The organism is Gaetbulibacter saemankumensis DSM 17032 (genome assembly GCF_000425645.1).
In the GTDB taxonomy this organism is placed as follows: domain Bacteria; phylum Bacteroidota; class Bacteroidia; order Flavobacteriales; family Flavobacteriaceae; genus Gaetbulibacter; species Gaetbulibacter saemankumensis.
This window is the reverse complement of record NZ_AUDV01000007.1, coordinates 218,920-236,241: the sequence shown is the minus strand read 5'-3', so window position 1 is coordinate 236,241 and position 17,322 is coordinate 218,920. Positions and strand designations below refer to the sequence as shown.

At 33.9% G+C, this 17,322-nt stretch carries 11 protein-coding genes and 2 tRNA genes; 7 read left to right on the top strand and 6 right to left on the bottom strand.

Annotated features, from left to right (window positions below; translation table 11 throughout):
• Nucleotides 1-921: 921 nt before the first annotated feature.
• The 3 genes from H611_RS0105630 to H611_RS0105620 all read right to left on the bottom strand — a co-directional run bounded on the left by H611_RS0105630 (nt 922) and on the right by H611_RS0105620 (nt 3,245).
• Nucleotides 922-996, bottom strand: a tRNA-Pro gene (locus tag H611_RS0105630).
• Between the two features lie 18 nt (nt 997-1,014).
• Nucleotides 1,015-1,098 (bottom strand) — tRNA-Ser (locus tag H611_RS0105625).
• A gap of 95 nt (nt 1,099-1,193) precedes the next feature.
• Nucleotides 1,194-3,245 carry an HD family phosphohydrolase gene (locus H611_RS0105620; protein WP_027137434.1) on the bottom strand — a complete coding sequence of 684 codons (2,052 nt, stop codon included), beginning with the start codon at nt 3,243-3,245 and terminating at the stop codon, nt 1,194-1,196.
• Between the two features lie 125 nt (nt 3,246-3,370).
• Between H611_RS0105620 and H611_RS0105615 the strand changes: the two genes are divergently transcribed.
• A complete protein-coding gene (locus H611_RS0105615) occupies nt 3,371-4,549 on the top strand; it encodes an acetyl-CoA C-acyltransferase (protein WP_027137433.1) in 1,179 nt (392 codons plus the stop codon).
• 9 nt (nt 4,550-4,558) lie between these two features.
• Entirely contained in the window at nt 4,559-5,308 is a 750-nt protein-coding gene (locus H611_RS0105610) for a C40 family peptidase (protein WP_027137432.1), read from the top strand.
• Nucleotides 5,309-5,360: 52 nt separating this feature from the next.
• On the opposite strand, the gene H611_RS0105605 is transcribed toward H611_RS0105610, so the two are convergent.
• Both H611_RS0105605 and gyrA read right to left on the bottom strand, forming a co-directional pair.
• The gene (locus H611_RS0105605; protein WP_027137431.1) at nt 5,361-6,611 is read right to left on the bottom strand and encodes a tetratricopeptide repeat protein; all 1,251 of its coding nucleotides are present in this window, start codon (nt 6,609-6,611) and stop codon (nt 5,361-5,363) included.
• A gap of 19 nt (nt 6,612-6,630) precedes the next feature.
• Nucleotides 6,631-9,198 (bottom strand): DNA gyrase subunit A, encoded by a 2,568-nt coding sequence (gene gyrA, locus H611_RS0105600; protein ID WP_027137430.1) that lies wholly within the window; start codon nt 9,196-9,198, stop codon nt 6,631-6,633.
• Between the two features lie 259 nt (nt 9,199-9,457).
• On the opposite strand from gyrA, the gene H611_RS0105595 reads away from it, so the two are divergent.
• Entirely contained in the window at nt 9,458-12,001 is a 2,544-nt protein-coding gene (locus H611_RS0105595; RefSeq protein ID WP_027137429.1) for an ATP-dependent Clp protease ATP-binding subunit, read from the top strand.
• A gap of 53 nt (nt 12,002-12,054) precedes the next feature.
• Here the strand turns inward: H611_RS0105595 and H611_RS0105590 are convergent, their stop codons facing one another.
• Nucleotides 12,055-12,540: an Lrp/AsnC family transcriptional regulator gene (locus H611_RS0105590; RefSeq protein ID WP_027137428.1), complete on the bottom strand. Its 486-nt coding sequence runs from the start codon at nt 12,538-12,540 to the stop codon at nt 12,055-12,057.
• A gap of 137 nt (nt 12,541-12,677) precedes the next feature.
• Between H611_RS0105590 and metE the strand changes: the two genes are divergently transcribed.
• The 4 genes from metE to H611_RS0105570 all read left to right on the top strand — a co-directional run bounded on the left by metE (nt 12,678) and on the right by H611_RS0105570 (nt 17,277).
• Nucleotides 12,678-14,981, top strand: a complete 2,304-nt coding sequence (gene metE / locus H611_RS0105585) for a 5-methyltetrahydropteroyltriglutamate--homocysteine S-methyltransferase (RefSeq protein ID WP_027137427.1) — start codon at nt 12,678-12,680, stop codon at nt 14,979-14,981.
• Between the two features lie 126 nt (nt 14,982-15,107).
• On the top strand, nt 15,108-15,662 hold the full coding sequence (locus tag H611_RS0105580) for an RNA polymerase sigma factor (RefSeq protein ID WP_027137426.1): 555 nt from the start codon (nt 15,108-15,110) through the stop codon (nt 15,660-15,662).
• 9 nt (nt 15,663-15,671) lie between these two features.
• The gene (locus H611_RS0105575; protein ID WP_027137425.1) at nt 15,672-16,220 is read left to right on the top strand and encodes a hypothetical protein; all 549 of its coding nucleotides are present in this window, start codon (nt 15,672-15,674) and stop codon (nt 16,218-16,220) included.
• Nucleotides 16,198-17,277 carry a GSKIP domain-containing protein gene (locus H611_RS0105570; protein WP_027137424.1) on the top strand — a complete coding sequence of 360 codons (1,080 nt, stop codon included), beginning with the start codon at nt 16,198-16,200 and terminating at the stop codon, nt 17,275-17,277. The genes H611_RS0105575 and H611_RS0105570 overlap by 23 nt, the downstream gene beginning before the upstream one ends.
• The last annotated feature ends 45 nt before the right edge of the window (nt 17,278-17,322 follow it).

The window sequence follows — 17,322 nt, the reverse complement described above, 5'->3', positions numbered from 1 at the left end:
AAAATTTCAAGGTTGGTTGTCCTTTTTTATTAAGTTTTTGCTAGTAGTAGAATTGTGTACTCAGGGGGCATTATGCGGTAGTTGTGAAATCTTCTTCTTGTAAGATAAGCAGTTCAAAATCTGTTATGACCCTAATTTCCTTCCGTGTTTAAATGATTTTATATTCTGATGACTTTTTTCAAGAAAATGGAATTGTTCTCTAGTTTAATTTGTATTTCCGTAAATGGTATCTTTCTGTTAAAAGTTTACACAATATGGTTTTAAAAATCTACGTTTAAATTTTCAACTGTACACCTCCCAAAGTAAAGAAAGGATAGAAACGCTGCTAAAATTAACCTAGAGGTATTGTGTGGTTTACCAAACTTTGGTGTTTGCTACAGAGGTGGATGCAGTCATAGAAGTTGTGTCAAGCAAAAAAGAACCCCCTTTAAATAGGAGTTTTATATGGTGCTTTCAGTGTTAAATTAATAAGATTTAGGCTGCTTGTGTTGGTCCACTAATCTCTTTTAATGCTTCAGCTCTAGACAACATGATATCTGCCAAAGGTATAACAAGAATATCATTCCAAAAAGCTCATATTAAAATGGCTCACTTGCATAAAGATGTCGAAAAAACAAGCTTTAAGGCTTTCAATGCTATCACTAATACAATAAGCATAAATTGCAATTCTATACTCAATTACTTTATTAACAGAGGTACTAATGCTTTGGCGATTCTTTCAATGCAAAAATAAAGGCATTTAGAAGTCTATTTAGAGGCGTGAAAAATACCGTATCTTCCTTTTCTGGCTTACTCAAATTTATGCATACACACGACTATTTGTCTTGAGCCGTTTTTATTAGGAATAAAATGCGTAAAAAACAAAAAACACTGAAAATCAAAAGATTAACAGTGTTTTAGTTTGACTTATTACTAAGTTCGTCGGGGTGGCAGGATTCGAACCTGCGACCTCCGCGTCCCAAACGCGGCGCGATAACCGGGCTACGCTACACCCCGATTCTGGTTATCAATTTGCGGAGAGACGGGGACTCGAACCCCGGCGACAGTTACCCGTCGACAGATTAGCAATCTGCTCCATTACCACTCTGGCACCTCTCCTAGATTTTTTTAAGAACCTTGCAATAAAATTGCGGTTGCAAATGTATATCTTATACACATAGTACGCAACTATTTTTTGACCTTTTTTTGAAATATTATTCTGGATATTCAATCCTTAAATGGTAAATATTTGCAAGCTTGTGCTTTAGCACTTTTTTTATAGACTGAATTTCTTTAAAAGTGATATTCGCATTTAAAAATTGTCCTTCTTCAATCTGTTTGTCGATAATATTTTCAACAAAAGCATCAATTTTAGTTGAAGTCGGATCTTTTAAACTTTTCGATGCAGCCTCAACGCTATCACACATCATTAATATAGCTGTTTCCTTACTAAAAGGTCTTGGTCCAGGATAGCAAAAGTTTAATTTATCAACTTCTGGAAAATCCTTCAGTTCTTTTGAGTAGAAATAATATACGACGCTAGTCCCATGATGCGTTCTTATAAAATCTATGACGCGATCTGGAAGGTTATTTTTCTTCGCTATTTCTATCCCGTCAATAACATGATTTATTATAATTCTGGCACTTTCCTTCGAGGATAATTCGTCATGAGGATTTATACCTGTGGTCTGGTTTTCCGTAAAATAAGTCGGATTCTTCATTTTACCTATATCGTGATACAATGCTCCTACTCTTACAAGCATTGCATTTGCTCCTATTTCATTAGCTGAAGACTCTGCCAAATTAGCCACATTTAAAGAATGGTGAAATGTTCCAGGCGCTTTGTTAGAAAGTTCTTTTAGCAATTTTGAATTCGTGTCTGATAATTCTAACAGAGATACATCCGATACTAATCCAAAGAGCTTTTCATAGGCATATATTAATGGCTGAACAAATAAGGTCGCTAACCCACCTAATATAAACCATATAAACATTTCCCATTTAATCGTTTCTATACTCCCCTCGTGAATTACAAAAAAGGCAAAATAAGCCACAATATATATTAAGGTGATTTGCCCTACCGAAATAAACAAATTAGCCCGTTTATATAATTCAGAAACCGTTAATATAGTTACAATACCAGCTATAATTTGAAGAAACATATATTCGTAACTATTGGGCACAATAAAACCTAGCAATAAAACCGTTATAACATGTGCAAACAACCCTAAACGGGCATCAAAAAATGCCTTAAATACCAAGGGTAAAATACAGATTGGTACAACGTAAATAAATTTAGAATTATAATTCACAACCATGGTTGTGATAAGTATAATTAAAAAGATATTGAAAAAAATAAAGGTTACTTTGGTATTGTTTTCGAACACTTCCTCTCGTCTGTACTTTCGTAAAAACAATAACAACATCAGTAATGCCAATGCTACTAAAAGTGTATAAGCAAATAATATCCAATTGTAGTTTGTTTTACTCCAGACCTGTGACTCATACTCCGATTGTAGCGACTTTAAAATTTGAAACTTATCGCCCTCAATAACCTCTCCTTTTGATATAATGAGCGTTTCTTTCTCTATACTCCCTCTGGTATAAGCAATTTTACTTAATTCTTCATTTAAGGCATTTTCAGTAAATGAGCGGTCGTAAACTAAATTGGATTGAATTAAATCGAAAAACAAAGATTTAAATTCATTTTTATAATTCTGTAAATTATACTTCACTAAAGTTTCATCGATAATACCTGTAATATCATTAGGCTTTACCAAGTCACTAAAATACCCTTCGTTTACCTTAACGCGGTTTTTTAAAATAACAACTCGTCGGTTATCAGAAAAACTTAAATTTTCATTTAACACGCCATAAGCATAAAGTCTATTGTAAATTTCCTGACCAACTATGTACAGTCTATTGAATACCACACTGTTAACCGAGTCTTTAAATAAATCGTTAAACTCCGAATTAAACACATTTATACCCTGATCATAAACTAAAGAATCTATATTAAAATATAATATAGAACTTTCCTTTATACTTTGTTCTTCAGCATCAATTTCACTCGCCGATTTTTTGATAGCAAAATTAAAAGGAGCATATAAATTTTCAGATTGCCATGGTTTACCCTTTTCAAAATTATATTTAAACTTTCCACTTTTAGGAAACAAATAAACAATTAAAAATGTGGTACATAAAAACAGTAATCCTTTATAAATCAAGGAATGGTTTTTATAAAGTTTATTTATAAGGTCTTTCATTTGAAGAATTATCAATATCAAATGTAACAAATTTATAAACTCCAACCCGTTTTATAATAAATGAATCAGTCTTATTTCTCCCAAAAAATGATTAATTTCGCAGGTAATAAGCTAAAACCCTATTAATGAATAAAGAAGTAGTAATTGTATCTGCTGCAAGAACTCCTATAGGAAGTTTTTTAGGAGCGTTATCGACAATTTCGGCACCAAATTTAGGAGCTATTGCTATAAAAGGTGCATTAAATAAAATTAAGCTTAAACCTGAATTGGTTGAAGAAGTTTTAATGGGAAATGTTGTGCAAGCTGGAACGGGACAGGCGCCTGCCAGACAAGCTGCTATATATGCCGGAATTCCAAATACAGTACCTTGTACTACAGTTAATAAAGTTTGCGCTTCAGGAATGAAGGCTGTTATGCAGGCTGCCCAAAGTATAGCCTTAGGCGATACGGAAATTGTTGTTGCTGGAGGTATGGAAAACATGAGTTTAATACCTCATTATTTACACGCCAGAACAGGAACAAAATTCGGACCAACAACATTGGTTGATGGCATGCAAAAAGACGGTTTAGTTGATGCCTACGATCAAAATGCTATGGGAGTGTGTGCGGACGCTTGTGCTTCTGAATATAACTTTACTCGTGAAGATCAGGACGCATTTGCTATTCAATCATATCAACGCTCTGCAAAGGCTTGGGATGAAGGGAAATTTGATAATGAGGTGGTACCTGTTGAAGTTCCTCAACGTCGAGGAGAACCTGTAATAGTTACAAAAGATGAAGAGTTTACCAATGTTAAGATAGATAAAATACCACAGCTACGTGCCGCTTTCACTAAGGAAGGTACTGTAACTGCAGCTAATGCCTCTACCATTAATGATGGCGCAGCTGCATTAGTTTTAATGAGTAAGGAAAAGGCGAGCGAATTAGGATTAACACCTTTAGCTACCATAAAAAGTTATGCTGACGCTGCCCATGAACCACAATGGTTTACTACAGCTCCAGCCAAAGCACTTCCAAAAGCACTTCACAAAGCAGGTATTTCTATAAGCGATGTGGATTATTTTGAATTTAACGAAGCTTTTTCTGTTGTTGGCTTAGCTAATATGAAGATTCTCGGTCTTGACGACAGTAATGTTAATGTTAACGGAGGAGCTGTTTCTTTAGGTCATCCCCTTGGATGTTCGGGTGCACGAATATTAATCACATTATTAAACGTTTTAGAACAAAACAATGCTAAAATTGGAGCAGCTGCTATTTGTAATGGTGGCGGAGGAGCTTCGGCAATTGTTATTGAACGAAATTAAGCAGTTTTAATGCAATACGGAATTTGTAATTTAAGCATTGTTCCTCTTAGAAATGAACCCTCAGATGCAAGTGAATTGGTTTCTCAAGTGCTATACGGTGAAATTTTTAAAGTAATAGAACAACGCAAAAATTGGAGTAAAATAAGACTAGCCTACGATAAATATGAAGGCTGGCTAGACAATAAGCAATATGTAGAAATTTCAGTAGATCACTATGATACGATTAATGCCGAACAACCAAAACTCTCTCTAGATTTAGTTGAATTTGTAGAAGATAAAAATCAGGCGTTATACCCTATAACTATCGGTTCGATGCTAAATGGCTTATCGTTATTAAACCACAAACATGATGGTAATATTGTTATTACCAAACTACCAAAACAGCATCTTATTGAAACTGCATTTTTATATTTAAACTCACCTTATTTATGGGGAGGTAAAACTCCTTTTGGCATTGACTGTTCTGGCTTTACTCAAATGGTGTATAAATTAAATGGCTATCAATTATTACGCGACGCATCACAACAAGCAAAACAAGGTGAAGCTTTAAGTTTTATAGAAGAAAGTGAACCTGGAGATTTAGCTTTTTTCGACAACAACGAAGGAGTAATAACGCATGTTGGAATTATTATGAGCGATAATTATATTATTCATGCCCATGGTAAAGTACGAATTGACCGCTTAGACCATTCTGGAATTTATAACGTTGACAAAAAAATACACACGCATAAATTACGAGTTATTAAAAAGATAATATAAAAAAAGAGCCGCTAAATAGCGGCTCTTTTTTTTAACAGAAATCTTTACTTGATTAATTACCTTCTAAAGCATCAACCTTAGCTTTTATTTCTTTATGTTTTTGCGTTTCTCCAATAATACTGTAAATATTCATTAAAGTTTTTGCAGCATTTATATTTTCAGTATCCACATTTAATGCTTTTTCTAAATAAGGAACAGCTTGTTTATAAATCTCCTGACGTTCCTCTCTTAATTCATCGTAGCGTAAATCGTCTTTTTTAGAACTCCCTAACCCATTCATCTCTTTTATAATAGCTTCTTCTTTTGATAAAATTAAAGCAGAGAGATTAATGTAGGCATTCGTATAATTTGGATCTAATTCTAAAGTCTTTTCATAATAAGCTCTAGCCTCTTCATTCTGACCTGATTCAGCAGAAATAACACCTAAGTTATACTGTAATTCTGGATTACTAGGATCCATTTTAGTTGCTTCTTGCAACAACTCTTTAAACTTATCGGTATTCCCCATTTTGTAATGGATATTTGCCTCAGATAAAATTAGATTTACATCATCTGGACTTGCTGCTCTAGCGGCCGACATAGCTCCCAAGGCTTTTTCATCATCTCCTTGATTTAAATAAATAAGAGCAATATTCTTTACAATTTCAGGTCTTTTCGATTCTGTTGTACGTACACCTGGATTAACATGGGTTTTAGTTTTTACCGATAAATCTCTCATGTTTTTATTCTGGAAAGTCTCTTCTTTATTAGTTTCAACATTAGTTGCAAAATATTCCTTCGCAATTCCTGTATATCCTAAATCATCCAATTCCTTGTAAATAGATAACGCTCTGTCATACTCCTGAACGTTAATAGCGGTAGCTGCAGCATAATACAAAAACAGTGTGTCTTTTGTACTTCCTCTGTATGCATTTTCAAAGTATTTTGAAGCCTTAGAAAATTCTTGTTTCTCGTATGCTTCATTACCCTTAGTAAGCAAATTATTAACAATTGTTTGTTTCAATTCTGCACTCTCATCTTTATAAGTACCATCAGTCTTAGATAGGTTAGCCAATGCTTTATCCACATCTGCCATCGAACCCGCTCCTCCGGCGTATAAGGTTTGTGCTTCTAAAAAATAATACTTCTCTTTTAATTTATCATCCATAGCAGAGATCAATGCTTCTGCTTGTTTTAATGCCGCTTTTGCTTCAGCATAATTAGCGCTTTTAATAGCTTTTTCTACGGCCTTCAGTTCCTTTTTTTGTGCAAATGAAAATGCACTAACTGATAAAGCTAAAGCTACAATAATTTGTTTTTTCATTGTAATGATATTTAGTTATTTACTCTTCGTTATTATTATCTTCTGTTTGAGAATTATCAAGAGTTGTGCCATCTTCTGTTGGTTCCACCCCTTCAACAACTTCAGATATTTCTACAACCTCTTCTTCATCGCTCATCACCTTAGCAACGGCAGCAATAGAATCGTTGTTTTTTAAGTTAATTAATCTTACACCCTGAGTAGCTCTACCCATAACACGTAAATCTTTAACCTCTAAACGGATTGCAATTCCCGATTTATTGATAATCATTAAATCATCACTATCGGTTACACTCTTAATAGCTACTAACTTACCTGTTTTATCAGTAATAGAAATAGTCTTAACTCCTTTACCTCCACGGTTAGTAATTCTATAAACTGGCTCTCCATCTTCCGGATCGTCAATATAAGTTCGTTTACCATAACCATTCTCAGAAACTACCAATACAGATTCTTCTTGCGGATTTTCGATAGTTACCATACCGATTACCTCATCTTTATCATTAGCTAAAGTGATACCACGAACTCCTGAAGCACCACGTCCCATTGGGCGTGTTTTAGCTTCTTCAAAACGTATGGCTTTACCAGATTTTAACGCTAACATGACCTGACTTTCACCAGTTGTTAATTTTGCTTCTAGTAATTCATCCTCTTCCTTAATGGTAATCGCATTAATACCATTGGTTCTAGGACGTGAATACTGCTCTAAAGAGGTCTTTTTAACCTGACCTTTTTTAGTAGCCATAATCACATAATGACTATTAATATAATCTTCATTTTTCAGGTCTTGAGTACAAATAAAGGCTTTCACTTTATCATCTTGCTCAATATTTATTAAATTCTGTATAGCCCGTCCTTTTGATGTTTTGCTTCCTTCCGGAATTTCGTAAACACGCATCCAGAAACATTTACCTTTTTGAGTAAAGAATAACATATATTGGTGATTCGTACCAACAAATAAGTGTTCTAAGAAATCTTCATTTCTGGTGGTTGAAGCTTTTTGGCCAACCCCCCCTCTATTCTGTGTTTTGTATTCGGTAAGCGATGTACGTTTAATATAACCAGCATGCGAAATAGTAATAACCACTTTTTCATCTGGAATCATATCTTCAATACTTAAATCACCTCCAGCATACTCTATTATTGAACGACGCTCATCACCATACTTTTCTTTTACCTGCTCGAGCTCTTCTTTAATGATATCCATACGACGTTCTTTCTTGTCTAAGATATCCTTTAAATCTTCAATAGTCTTCATCAACTCGTCATACTCAGAACGCAATTTATCCTGTTCTAATCCGGTAAGCTGACGTAAACGCATTTCAACAATCGCTTTCGCCTGTATTTCAGAAAATTCGAATCGTTCGATTAATTTAGTTCTTGCTTCTTCAGCATTTGAAGAGGCCCTAATTATAGCAATTACTTCATCAATATTATCTGAAGCAATAATTAATCCTTCTAAAATATGAGCACGTTCTTCTGCTTTACGCAATTCATAAGTAGTACGCCTAACAACTACTTCGTGTCTGTGCTCAACAAAATAGTGAATTAAATCCTTTAGATTTAATAACTGAGGTCTTCCCTTAACTAACGCAATGTTATTTACACTAAATGAAGACTGTAACGCTGTGTACTTATATAATTTATTTAAAACAATATTTGGAATAGCATCACGCTTTAACACATATACGATACGCATCCCATTTCTATCGGACTCGTCACGAATGGTAGCAATGCCTTCCAGTTTTTTGTCATTAACCAAATCAGCAGTCTTCTTAATCATTTCTGCTTTGTTAACTTGGTATGGAATTTCAGTCACTATAATACATTCTCGCCCTTGAACTTCCTCGATATTAGCCTTTCCTCTAAGTACTATTCGGCCGCGTCCTGTTTGGAAAGCTTCTTTCACGCCATCGTACCCATAAATGGTACCTCCCGTTGGAAAATCCGGTGCCTTTATATGTTTGATTAATTCATCAACCTCTATGTTATTATCATTGATGTAAGCAATAGTACCATCTACAACTTCCGATAAATTATGTGGAGGCATATTCGTTGCCATTCCCACTGCAATACCAGACGCTCCATTAACTAAAAGTCCAGGAATACGAGTTGGTAACACCGTAGGCTCCTGAATGGTATCATCAAAGTTTAATTGATGATCAACTGTCTCCTTATCTATATCTGCTAACATATCCTCAGATATCTTACGCATACGTGCCTCCGTATAACGCATTGCTGCAGGACTATCTCCATCTATCGAACCAAAGTTACCTTGACCATCTACTAACATATAACGCAAGCTCCACTCCTGAGCCATACGTACCATAGCGTCGTAAACTGAAGAATCACCATGTGGGTGATACTTACCCAATACTTCTCCAACAATTCTCGCTGACTTTTTGTGTGCGGTATTAGCTCTAACACCTAATTCATGCATTCCATATAGCACCCGTCTATGCACAGGTTTTAAACCATCTCTTACATCTGGTAAAGCACGTGACACAATGACCGACATTGAATAATCAATGTACGCAGACTTCATCTCATCTTCTATATTAATAGGGATCAATTTTTCTCCTTCTGCCATAAATATTTTAATTAAGTTTTATGAGTATTTCAAAACACGCTAATATACGTATTCCGTCAGTATTGATAGGTCTTTTAACAGTATTTTTTCATGTTTTTTATTAACAATTTTTCAATACATTTTATTTAATAAATATCATCCTATTTTTTTTGATTTTATTAAGTTTTTTTCGTCAATTAGCAACATGCACTTAATTTAAGGTATAGTTTTTGCCTTTGGTTAAATGTTTTAGTATTTTTAATGCAGAAAGGAATTGACTATGGATGATAATTTTTCACCTCGAGTAAAAGACGTTATAGCGTACAGCAAAGAAGAAGCGCTAAGGTTGGGTCATGATTTTATCGGGACCGAACACTTAATGCTCGGACTTTTACGTGATGGCGACGGAAAAGCCATCAACATATTAAACGCTCTGGATATAGATTTAAATCATTTAAGACGTAAAGTAGAGATTTTAAGCCCTGCAAACCCGAATATTTCGGCCGCATCAAATCAAAAGAAAAATCTACATCTTACCAGACAAGCAGAACGCGCTTTAAAAACGACATTTTTAGAAGCTAAACTATTTCAAAGTTCTTCTATTAATACCGCCCATTTATTGCTATGTATTTTACGTAACGAAAATGACCCAACTACCAAGCTTTTAAATAAGCTTAAAATTGATTATGATAATGTAAAAGAACAATTCAAACTTATGATAACAAACGACAACGAATATATAGACCCAAAAGCAGAATCATTTCAAGATGACTCAGATGCTAGCGACGATGCTGGAAAAGACATTTTCAACACACCATCAGGTAAAACAAACAAAAAATCTAAAACTCCTGTTTTAGATAACTTCGGACGAGATTTAACGGCACTAGCCGAAGAAGGCAAGCTTGATCCTGTTGTGGGTCGAGAGAAGGAAATAGAGCGTGTTTCACAAATTTTAAGCCGTAGAAAGAAAAACAATCCGCTATTAATAGGAGAACCTGGTGTAGGCAAATCGGCCATTGCTGAAGGTTTAGCTCTACGTATTGTAAAACGTAAGGTATCCCGAATTCTTTTCAATAAACGCGTAGTTACTCTAGATCTTGCCAGTTTAGTTGCCGGTACGAAGTACCGCGGACAATTTGAAGAACGAATGAAAGCCGTAATGAATGAACTAGAGAAGAATGACGATGTGATTCTTTTTATTGATGAAATTCATACCATTGTTGGTGCCGGTGGAGCAACAGGCAGTTTAGATGCTTCCAATATGTTTAAACCAGCCTTAGCAAGAGGCGAAATTCAATGCATCGGAGCTACAACACTTGATGAATACAGACAATATATTGAAAAAGATGGTGCCCTAGAAAGACGTTTTCAGAAAGTGATTGTTGAACCAACAACAGTGGCAGAAACGATCGAAATTCTTAATAACATAAAAGCGAAATACGAAGATCATCATAACGTAGATTACACCCAAGAAGCGATTCAAGCCTGTGTCACACTTACTAATCGTTACATGACTGAGCGTTTCTTACCAGACAAAGCTATTGATGCTTTAGATGAGGCTGGCTCTCGCGTACATATAACCAACATTGAGGTTCCTAAACAAATTATCGAATTGGAAAAACAACTCGAAGCCATTAAGGAAACTAAAAATGCTGTTGTAAGAAAGCAAAAATATGAAGAAGCAGCCAAATTGAGAGATGATGAAAAACGTATTGAAAAAGAACTTGCTACAGCTCAAGAAAAATGGGAAGAAGACACCAAACAACATCGTGAAATTGTTACCGAAGATAATGTGGCCGATGTTATTTCTATGATGACGGGGATTCCTGTAAATAGAATTGCCCAAACCGAAATTAATAAATTAGCTGAATTACCTAATTTAATTAAAGGCAAGGTGATTGGCCAGGACGAGGCTGTTGCGAAGGTCGTTAAAGCCATTCAGCGTAATCGTGCCGGACTTAAAGATCCTAATAAACCAATCGGGTCATTTATATTTTTAGGGCAAACTGGTGTAGGTAAAACACAGTTGGCTAAAGTTTTATCCAGAGAGTTATTCGATAGTGAAGATTCATTAATCCGAATCGATATGAGTGAATACATGGAGAAATTCGCTATTTCTAGATTAATTGGAGCGCCTCCAGGATATGTTGGATACGAAGAAGGCGGACAACTAACAGAAAAAGTAAGACGTAAACCATATGCGGTAATCCTTTTAGATGAAATTGAAAAAGCGCATCCAGATGTATTTAACATGCTTTTACAGGTGTTAGACGATGGTTATCTAACAGATAGTTTAGGCCGAAAAATTGATTTTAGAAATACTATTATTATAATGACTTCTAATATCGGAGCGCGTAAGCTTAAAGATTTTGGCACAGGTATAGGTTTTGGTACGTCATCACAAAAAGCTCAAGCCGATGCAAATGCAAAAAGCGTTATTGAGAATGCTCTTAAAAAATCATTTGCTCCTGAATTTTTAAATAGAATCGATGATGTTGTTATGTTTAATGCTCTTGAAAAAGAAGATATTAACAAAATTATCGATATCGAATTAGATAAATTACTCTTAAGAATAAAAGACTTAGGGTACACCCTAAAACTAAGTGATGAAGCGAAAGAATATATAGCTGAAAAAGGTTTCGATAAACAATATGGCGCTCGACCTTTAAAACGTGCCATTCAAAAATATATTGAAGATGCCTTGGCTGAAGAAATCATAACTTCACATGTAGAAGCCGGTGATGAAATTCATATCAATCTAGACAAAGACACACAAGAATTGAGTATTGATATTAAAAAAGCTGAAAACCCTACTGAATCATAACCTAAATTTATATTTGATAAAAAAGCCCGAAATACATATTTCGGGCTTTCTTTTTAAATCGGTACGGCATAAGAATTTTTTATCTCACCCATAACGAACGTGCTATGTGCACTCCCAATATTTTTAATACCTCCCAACTTATCTAACACAAAATTCTGATACTCCTTCATATCTCTCACTAATATCTTTAAAAAGAAATCATAGTCTCCCGAAATATTAAAGCACTCAACCACTTCCTTCAACGATAAAATATCTTTTACAAATTGATTTCCGATCTCTCTAGTATGTTCTTTCAATGTAACATTACAAAACACCATGAGGCCTTTGTTTAATTTTCCGGCATCTAAAACCGCAACATAATTTTTTATATACCCTGCTTTCTCCAATTTTTTCACACGCTCAAAGACAGGTGTCGTCGACAAATTAACTTTAGCCGCTAAATCCTTGGTCGTTAGATTCGCTCTGTTTTGTAGCATTTTTAAGATTCTAAAATCAGTTTCATCTAACATGATTGTAGGATAATTTTCTTCTAAACTCATTTTACTTTTTATTAAAAAGATTATTATTCTATAATAAAAAACAATATTAGGTAATATAACTAATATCCCATAACTATTATATAATTATATTCTTCAATTATAATTTTGAACACGCTTTAAAAAACCATTAACATATTATGAAAACTACCATTTTAGGACATCCAAGAATTGGATCACATCGTGAATTAAAAAAAGCCTGTGAAGCCTTTTGGAAAGGACAAATTAACAAAGAAGAGTTACTTGAAACTGCAAGTTATTTAAAAACACAAAACTGGAATCAACAAAAACAATTGGGTATCGACCTTATACCTTCAAACGACTTTTCTTTATACGACCAAATTTTAGACACCTGCTTAACAGTAGGTTGCATCCCAAAACGCTACAACTGCATTTCAAAACAGAATGATCTGGAGTTGTATTTTGCCATGGCTCGTGGTTTACAAAACGAAAATATTGATGTTACCGCTATGGGAATGACCAAATGGTTTGACACAAATTACCACTACATCGTACCTGAATTTGAAAAAAATCAAACTTTTGAATTTTTTTCAAAAAAAATCATCAAAGAATATCAAGAAGCTTTAGTGTCTGGAATTAAAACAAAACCTGTTTTAGTGGGGCCTGTTACCTTCTTGCTTTTGGGTAAGGAAAAAGAAACGGGATTTCATCGTTTAGATTTACTAAATAAATTACTTCCCGTTTATTTAGAAATCATAAAAGAATTAACAGCTTTAGGCGTTGAATACATTCAATTTGATGAGCCTTGTCTTGCTTTAAATCTTAACAAAAAAGAACAAGAAGCAATAACAACAACCTACCAAACTATAAACAAACAATTTCCAGATTTAAAAATTTTTCTCGCTAATTACTTCGACTGCTATGGCGACAATCTAGAAACTGCTCTACAATTACCTGTTGATACTTTGCATTTAGATTTAGTTCGATGCCGTTTACAGTTAGAGGATGTTCTCGAATCTAAATATTTTAATGAGAAAACAAAACTTTCATTAGGACTGGTTGATGGGAGAAATATTTGGAAGAATGATTTTGAATCATCTCTTAAAATCATTGAAAAAGCAGCCACTAGAATCCACTTAGACAATCTATGGATTTCATCTTCCTGCTCGTTATTACACTGCCCATATGATTTAGATTTAGAAATTAACTTACAAAAAGACATTAAACAATGGTTAGCTTTTACAAAACAAAAACTGGAAGAGATTAATACATTAAGAAACCTATATTTACCAGAAAACGATGCCTACTTATCTCTATATGAAGAAAATAAATCAGCCAATCTTAACCGAAAAACGTCTAAGCTAATTCATGATTCAGCGGTAAAAGATCGCGTATCAAATCTTAAAGATTCCGATAGCGATCGAAAGCATCCTTTTTCTTTTCGCCAAACTAAACAAAAATCAACTCTTAATTTACCCTTATACCCAACAACCACTATTGGCTCTTTTCCACAGACAAAAGAAGTTAGAAGCTGGCGGTTAAAATACAAAAAAGGTCTTTTGTCGCAAGAAAACTATGATTTCTTAATAGCAAAAGAAATCGAAGATTCTATTCGTTTTCAAGAAGAAATTGGCTTAGATGTAGTGGTTCATGGCGAATTTGAACGTAATGATATGGTCGAATATTTTGGAGAGAAACTTAACGGATTTGCATTTAGCGATTTTGGATGGGTACAAAGTTACGGTAGCCGCTGTGTTAAGCCTCCTATTTTATTTGGTGATGTTTCGCGAAACCAACCAATGACAATACAATGGTCAGAATACGCACAATCGTTAACTAAAAAACCATTAAAAGGAATGCTCACAGGTCCTGTAACTATTTTACAATGGTCGTTTGTTAGAAACGATCAGCCTAGAGAAACTACCTGTAATCAAATTGCTTTAGCTATTAGAGATGAAGTTGTAGATTTAGAAAAGCATGGTTTAAAAATTATTCAAATTGACGAACCTGCTATTCGTGAAGGTTTGCCGCTACGAAAAGAAAACTGGAACGAATATTTAAACTGGGCAGTTAGAGCCTTTAAAATTTCGGCGAGTGGTGTAAAAGACGAAACACAAATTCACACTCACATGTGTTATTCTGATTTTAATGATATCATTTCAAGCATCGCAGACATGGATGCCGATGTAATTACGATTGAAACTTCGCGCTCTGAAATGGAACTACTTGATGCTTTTGTAAACTATAAATATCCCAATAAAATTGGTCCAGGTGTTTACGATATCCACTCGCCTCGTGTTCCCTCATTAGAAGAAATTGAAAATTTACTTCTAAAGGCTACAAAGGTACTCCCTAAAGAACATATCTGGGTTAATCCAGACTGCGGATTAAAAACTAGAGATTGGCCAGAGACCAAAAAAGCACTGCAAAACATTGTTAAAGCTGCAAAAAACTTGAGAGCTCAAGAAGTTCAATTAGCGTAACTCTATAAAAACTATAATGCTTCTAATTTTAAATTCCTACATTATTAACTTAGTGTGGGGATTTTTTTTTAATAAAACTGTAACATTTGTAATTCCTTATACTCTATAAAACAACAATAAACCTAAGTGAAGCTAACCAAATTAAATACAGAGCAACTTGTAAAACTATGTTCGAGCGGCAACCAATCAGCTCAACTAGAAATTTACAATCGCTATTATAAGACTATGTTTAATGCTTCCTTAAGAATTGTAAAAGATCGCTATGCGGCTGAAGATATTATGCAAGACTCATTTTTAATGGCTTTTGCAAAACTAGACAACCTGAATGATTATAAGACATTTGGACCTTGGTTAAAGCGTATTGTGATAAACAACAGTATTTATCACTACAAAAAACACAGTAAACATCAGGTTATTCCGTTAGATGATGTCATGTATAAAATTGAAAACAATGAAACGTCTTCCGCCAACATTGAAGAAAACAACATTAAAGTCAAACAAGTTATAGAGGTTATGAATTCACTAAAAGAAAATTACAGAGTATGCCTTAACCTTCATTTAATAGAAGGTTACGACTACGAAGAAATAAGTGAAATTTTAAATATCTCTTATGCCAATTGTAGAACTATTATATCTCGAGCCAAAGAAAGTATTAGAAAAAAATTAGCCCTTGTGGTGTAAATGAAAAAGATGAAAAAAGAACCTATAGATAATTTATTTGAAAGTTTACATTCAGAATTTGATTTCGAAGTTCCCGAATTCGGTCATGAAAATCGATTTCTAAAAAAACTAAACGCTCAAAACCTAAAACAGGAAAAAAGGTATAATTACTGGAAACCTATATTATCTATGGCAGCATCTCTTGTTTTATGTTTCGGATTACTCACATGGTTTAATATGGATAAAGAAACCGACTTAGCGAGTGTATCACCAGAAATGGCAGAAACACAATACTTTTTTACCTCGGTAATTTCTGAAGAATTATCAAAATTAAATCAAGAAAGAAGACCAGAAACCGAACAACTTATAAATGATGCCATGAAGCATATGGCTGTACTTGAAAAAAATTATGAATCTCTTAAACAAAACCTTTTTGATAGTGGTGAAGATAAACGCGTAATCTATGCCATGATTTCAAATTTTCAAACCCGAATAGATTTATTAAAAGATGTCCTAGAGACTATTGAGAACATTAAAAATTTTAAACAACAAGATTATGAAAACTACTATACTATATAACACCATTTACCTATTACTTTTTATCCCTGCTATTGTATGCGCGCACAATGTCACCAAAGACAAGTATACCAAAGAAAAAAACATTAAAAAAGAATATACCGTTAACAAAAATGCGCTTTTAAAAGTAGACAACAGCTACGGCAATTTAGATATAACTACTTATGAAGGAAATAAGATTTATATTGAAGTTAGCATAAAAGTAAGTGGAAACGATGAAGATAAAGTGCTCGACAAACTTGAAGAAATCGATGTATATTTTGAATCAACTCCAGCTTTGGTAAGTGCAAAAACCATTTTTTCCAAGAGCAAAAAGTCTTGGTGGAATTTTAGCAATAACAATACCAATATGAAAATTAACTACACCATAAAACTCCCAATCACTAATAATGTTGAACTGAGCAACGATTATGGAAGTATTAATTTAGACAAACTGGAAGGCAAAGCCATTATAAATTGCGATTATGGAAAAATTACCACAAAAGAATTAATGGCTGAAGACAATAGTATTACTTTCGACTATACGAATAACTCCTATTTTGAATACATTAATGGCGGAAATATTGCTGCTGATTACAGTGAATTTACAGTAGGTAAAACAAAAAATCTAAGTATTAGTGCCGATTACACCAAATCAAATATCGAATATGCTGAAGATATTAATTTTAATTGTGATTATGGTGCCATTAAAATCAATCAATCAAATAATATAAATGGTAATGGTGATTACTTAAATATGCGTTTTGGTACGGTTTATAAAAACCTTAACATTAAAGGCGATTATGGCTCTTTAAAAATAGATGAAATGGGTGCCAAAGCAGGAAATATTAACATAAAATCAGACTACCTAGGCATTACAATTGGCTATAATCCAGAATACCATTTTAATTTCGAAATGAACATAAAATATGGTGATGCCAGAAACACCAAAGAATTCACTTTTACTGAAACGATCAAGAAATCTGTTGAAAATTACTATCGTGGCTACTACGGCTCAAAAAGTAATAATTTAATAAAAATTGATTCAGATTATGGCAATGTAACCTTCAAACAAAATTAGTATTTCGATTAAAATTCTTTTTACCGCATATATCAGCAATATATC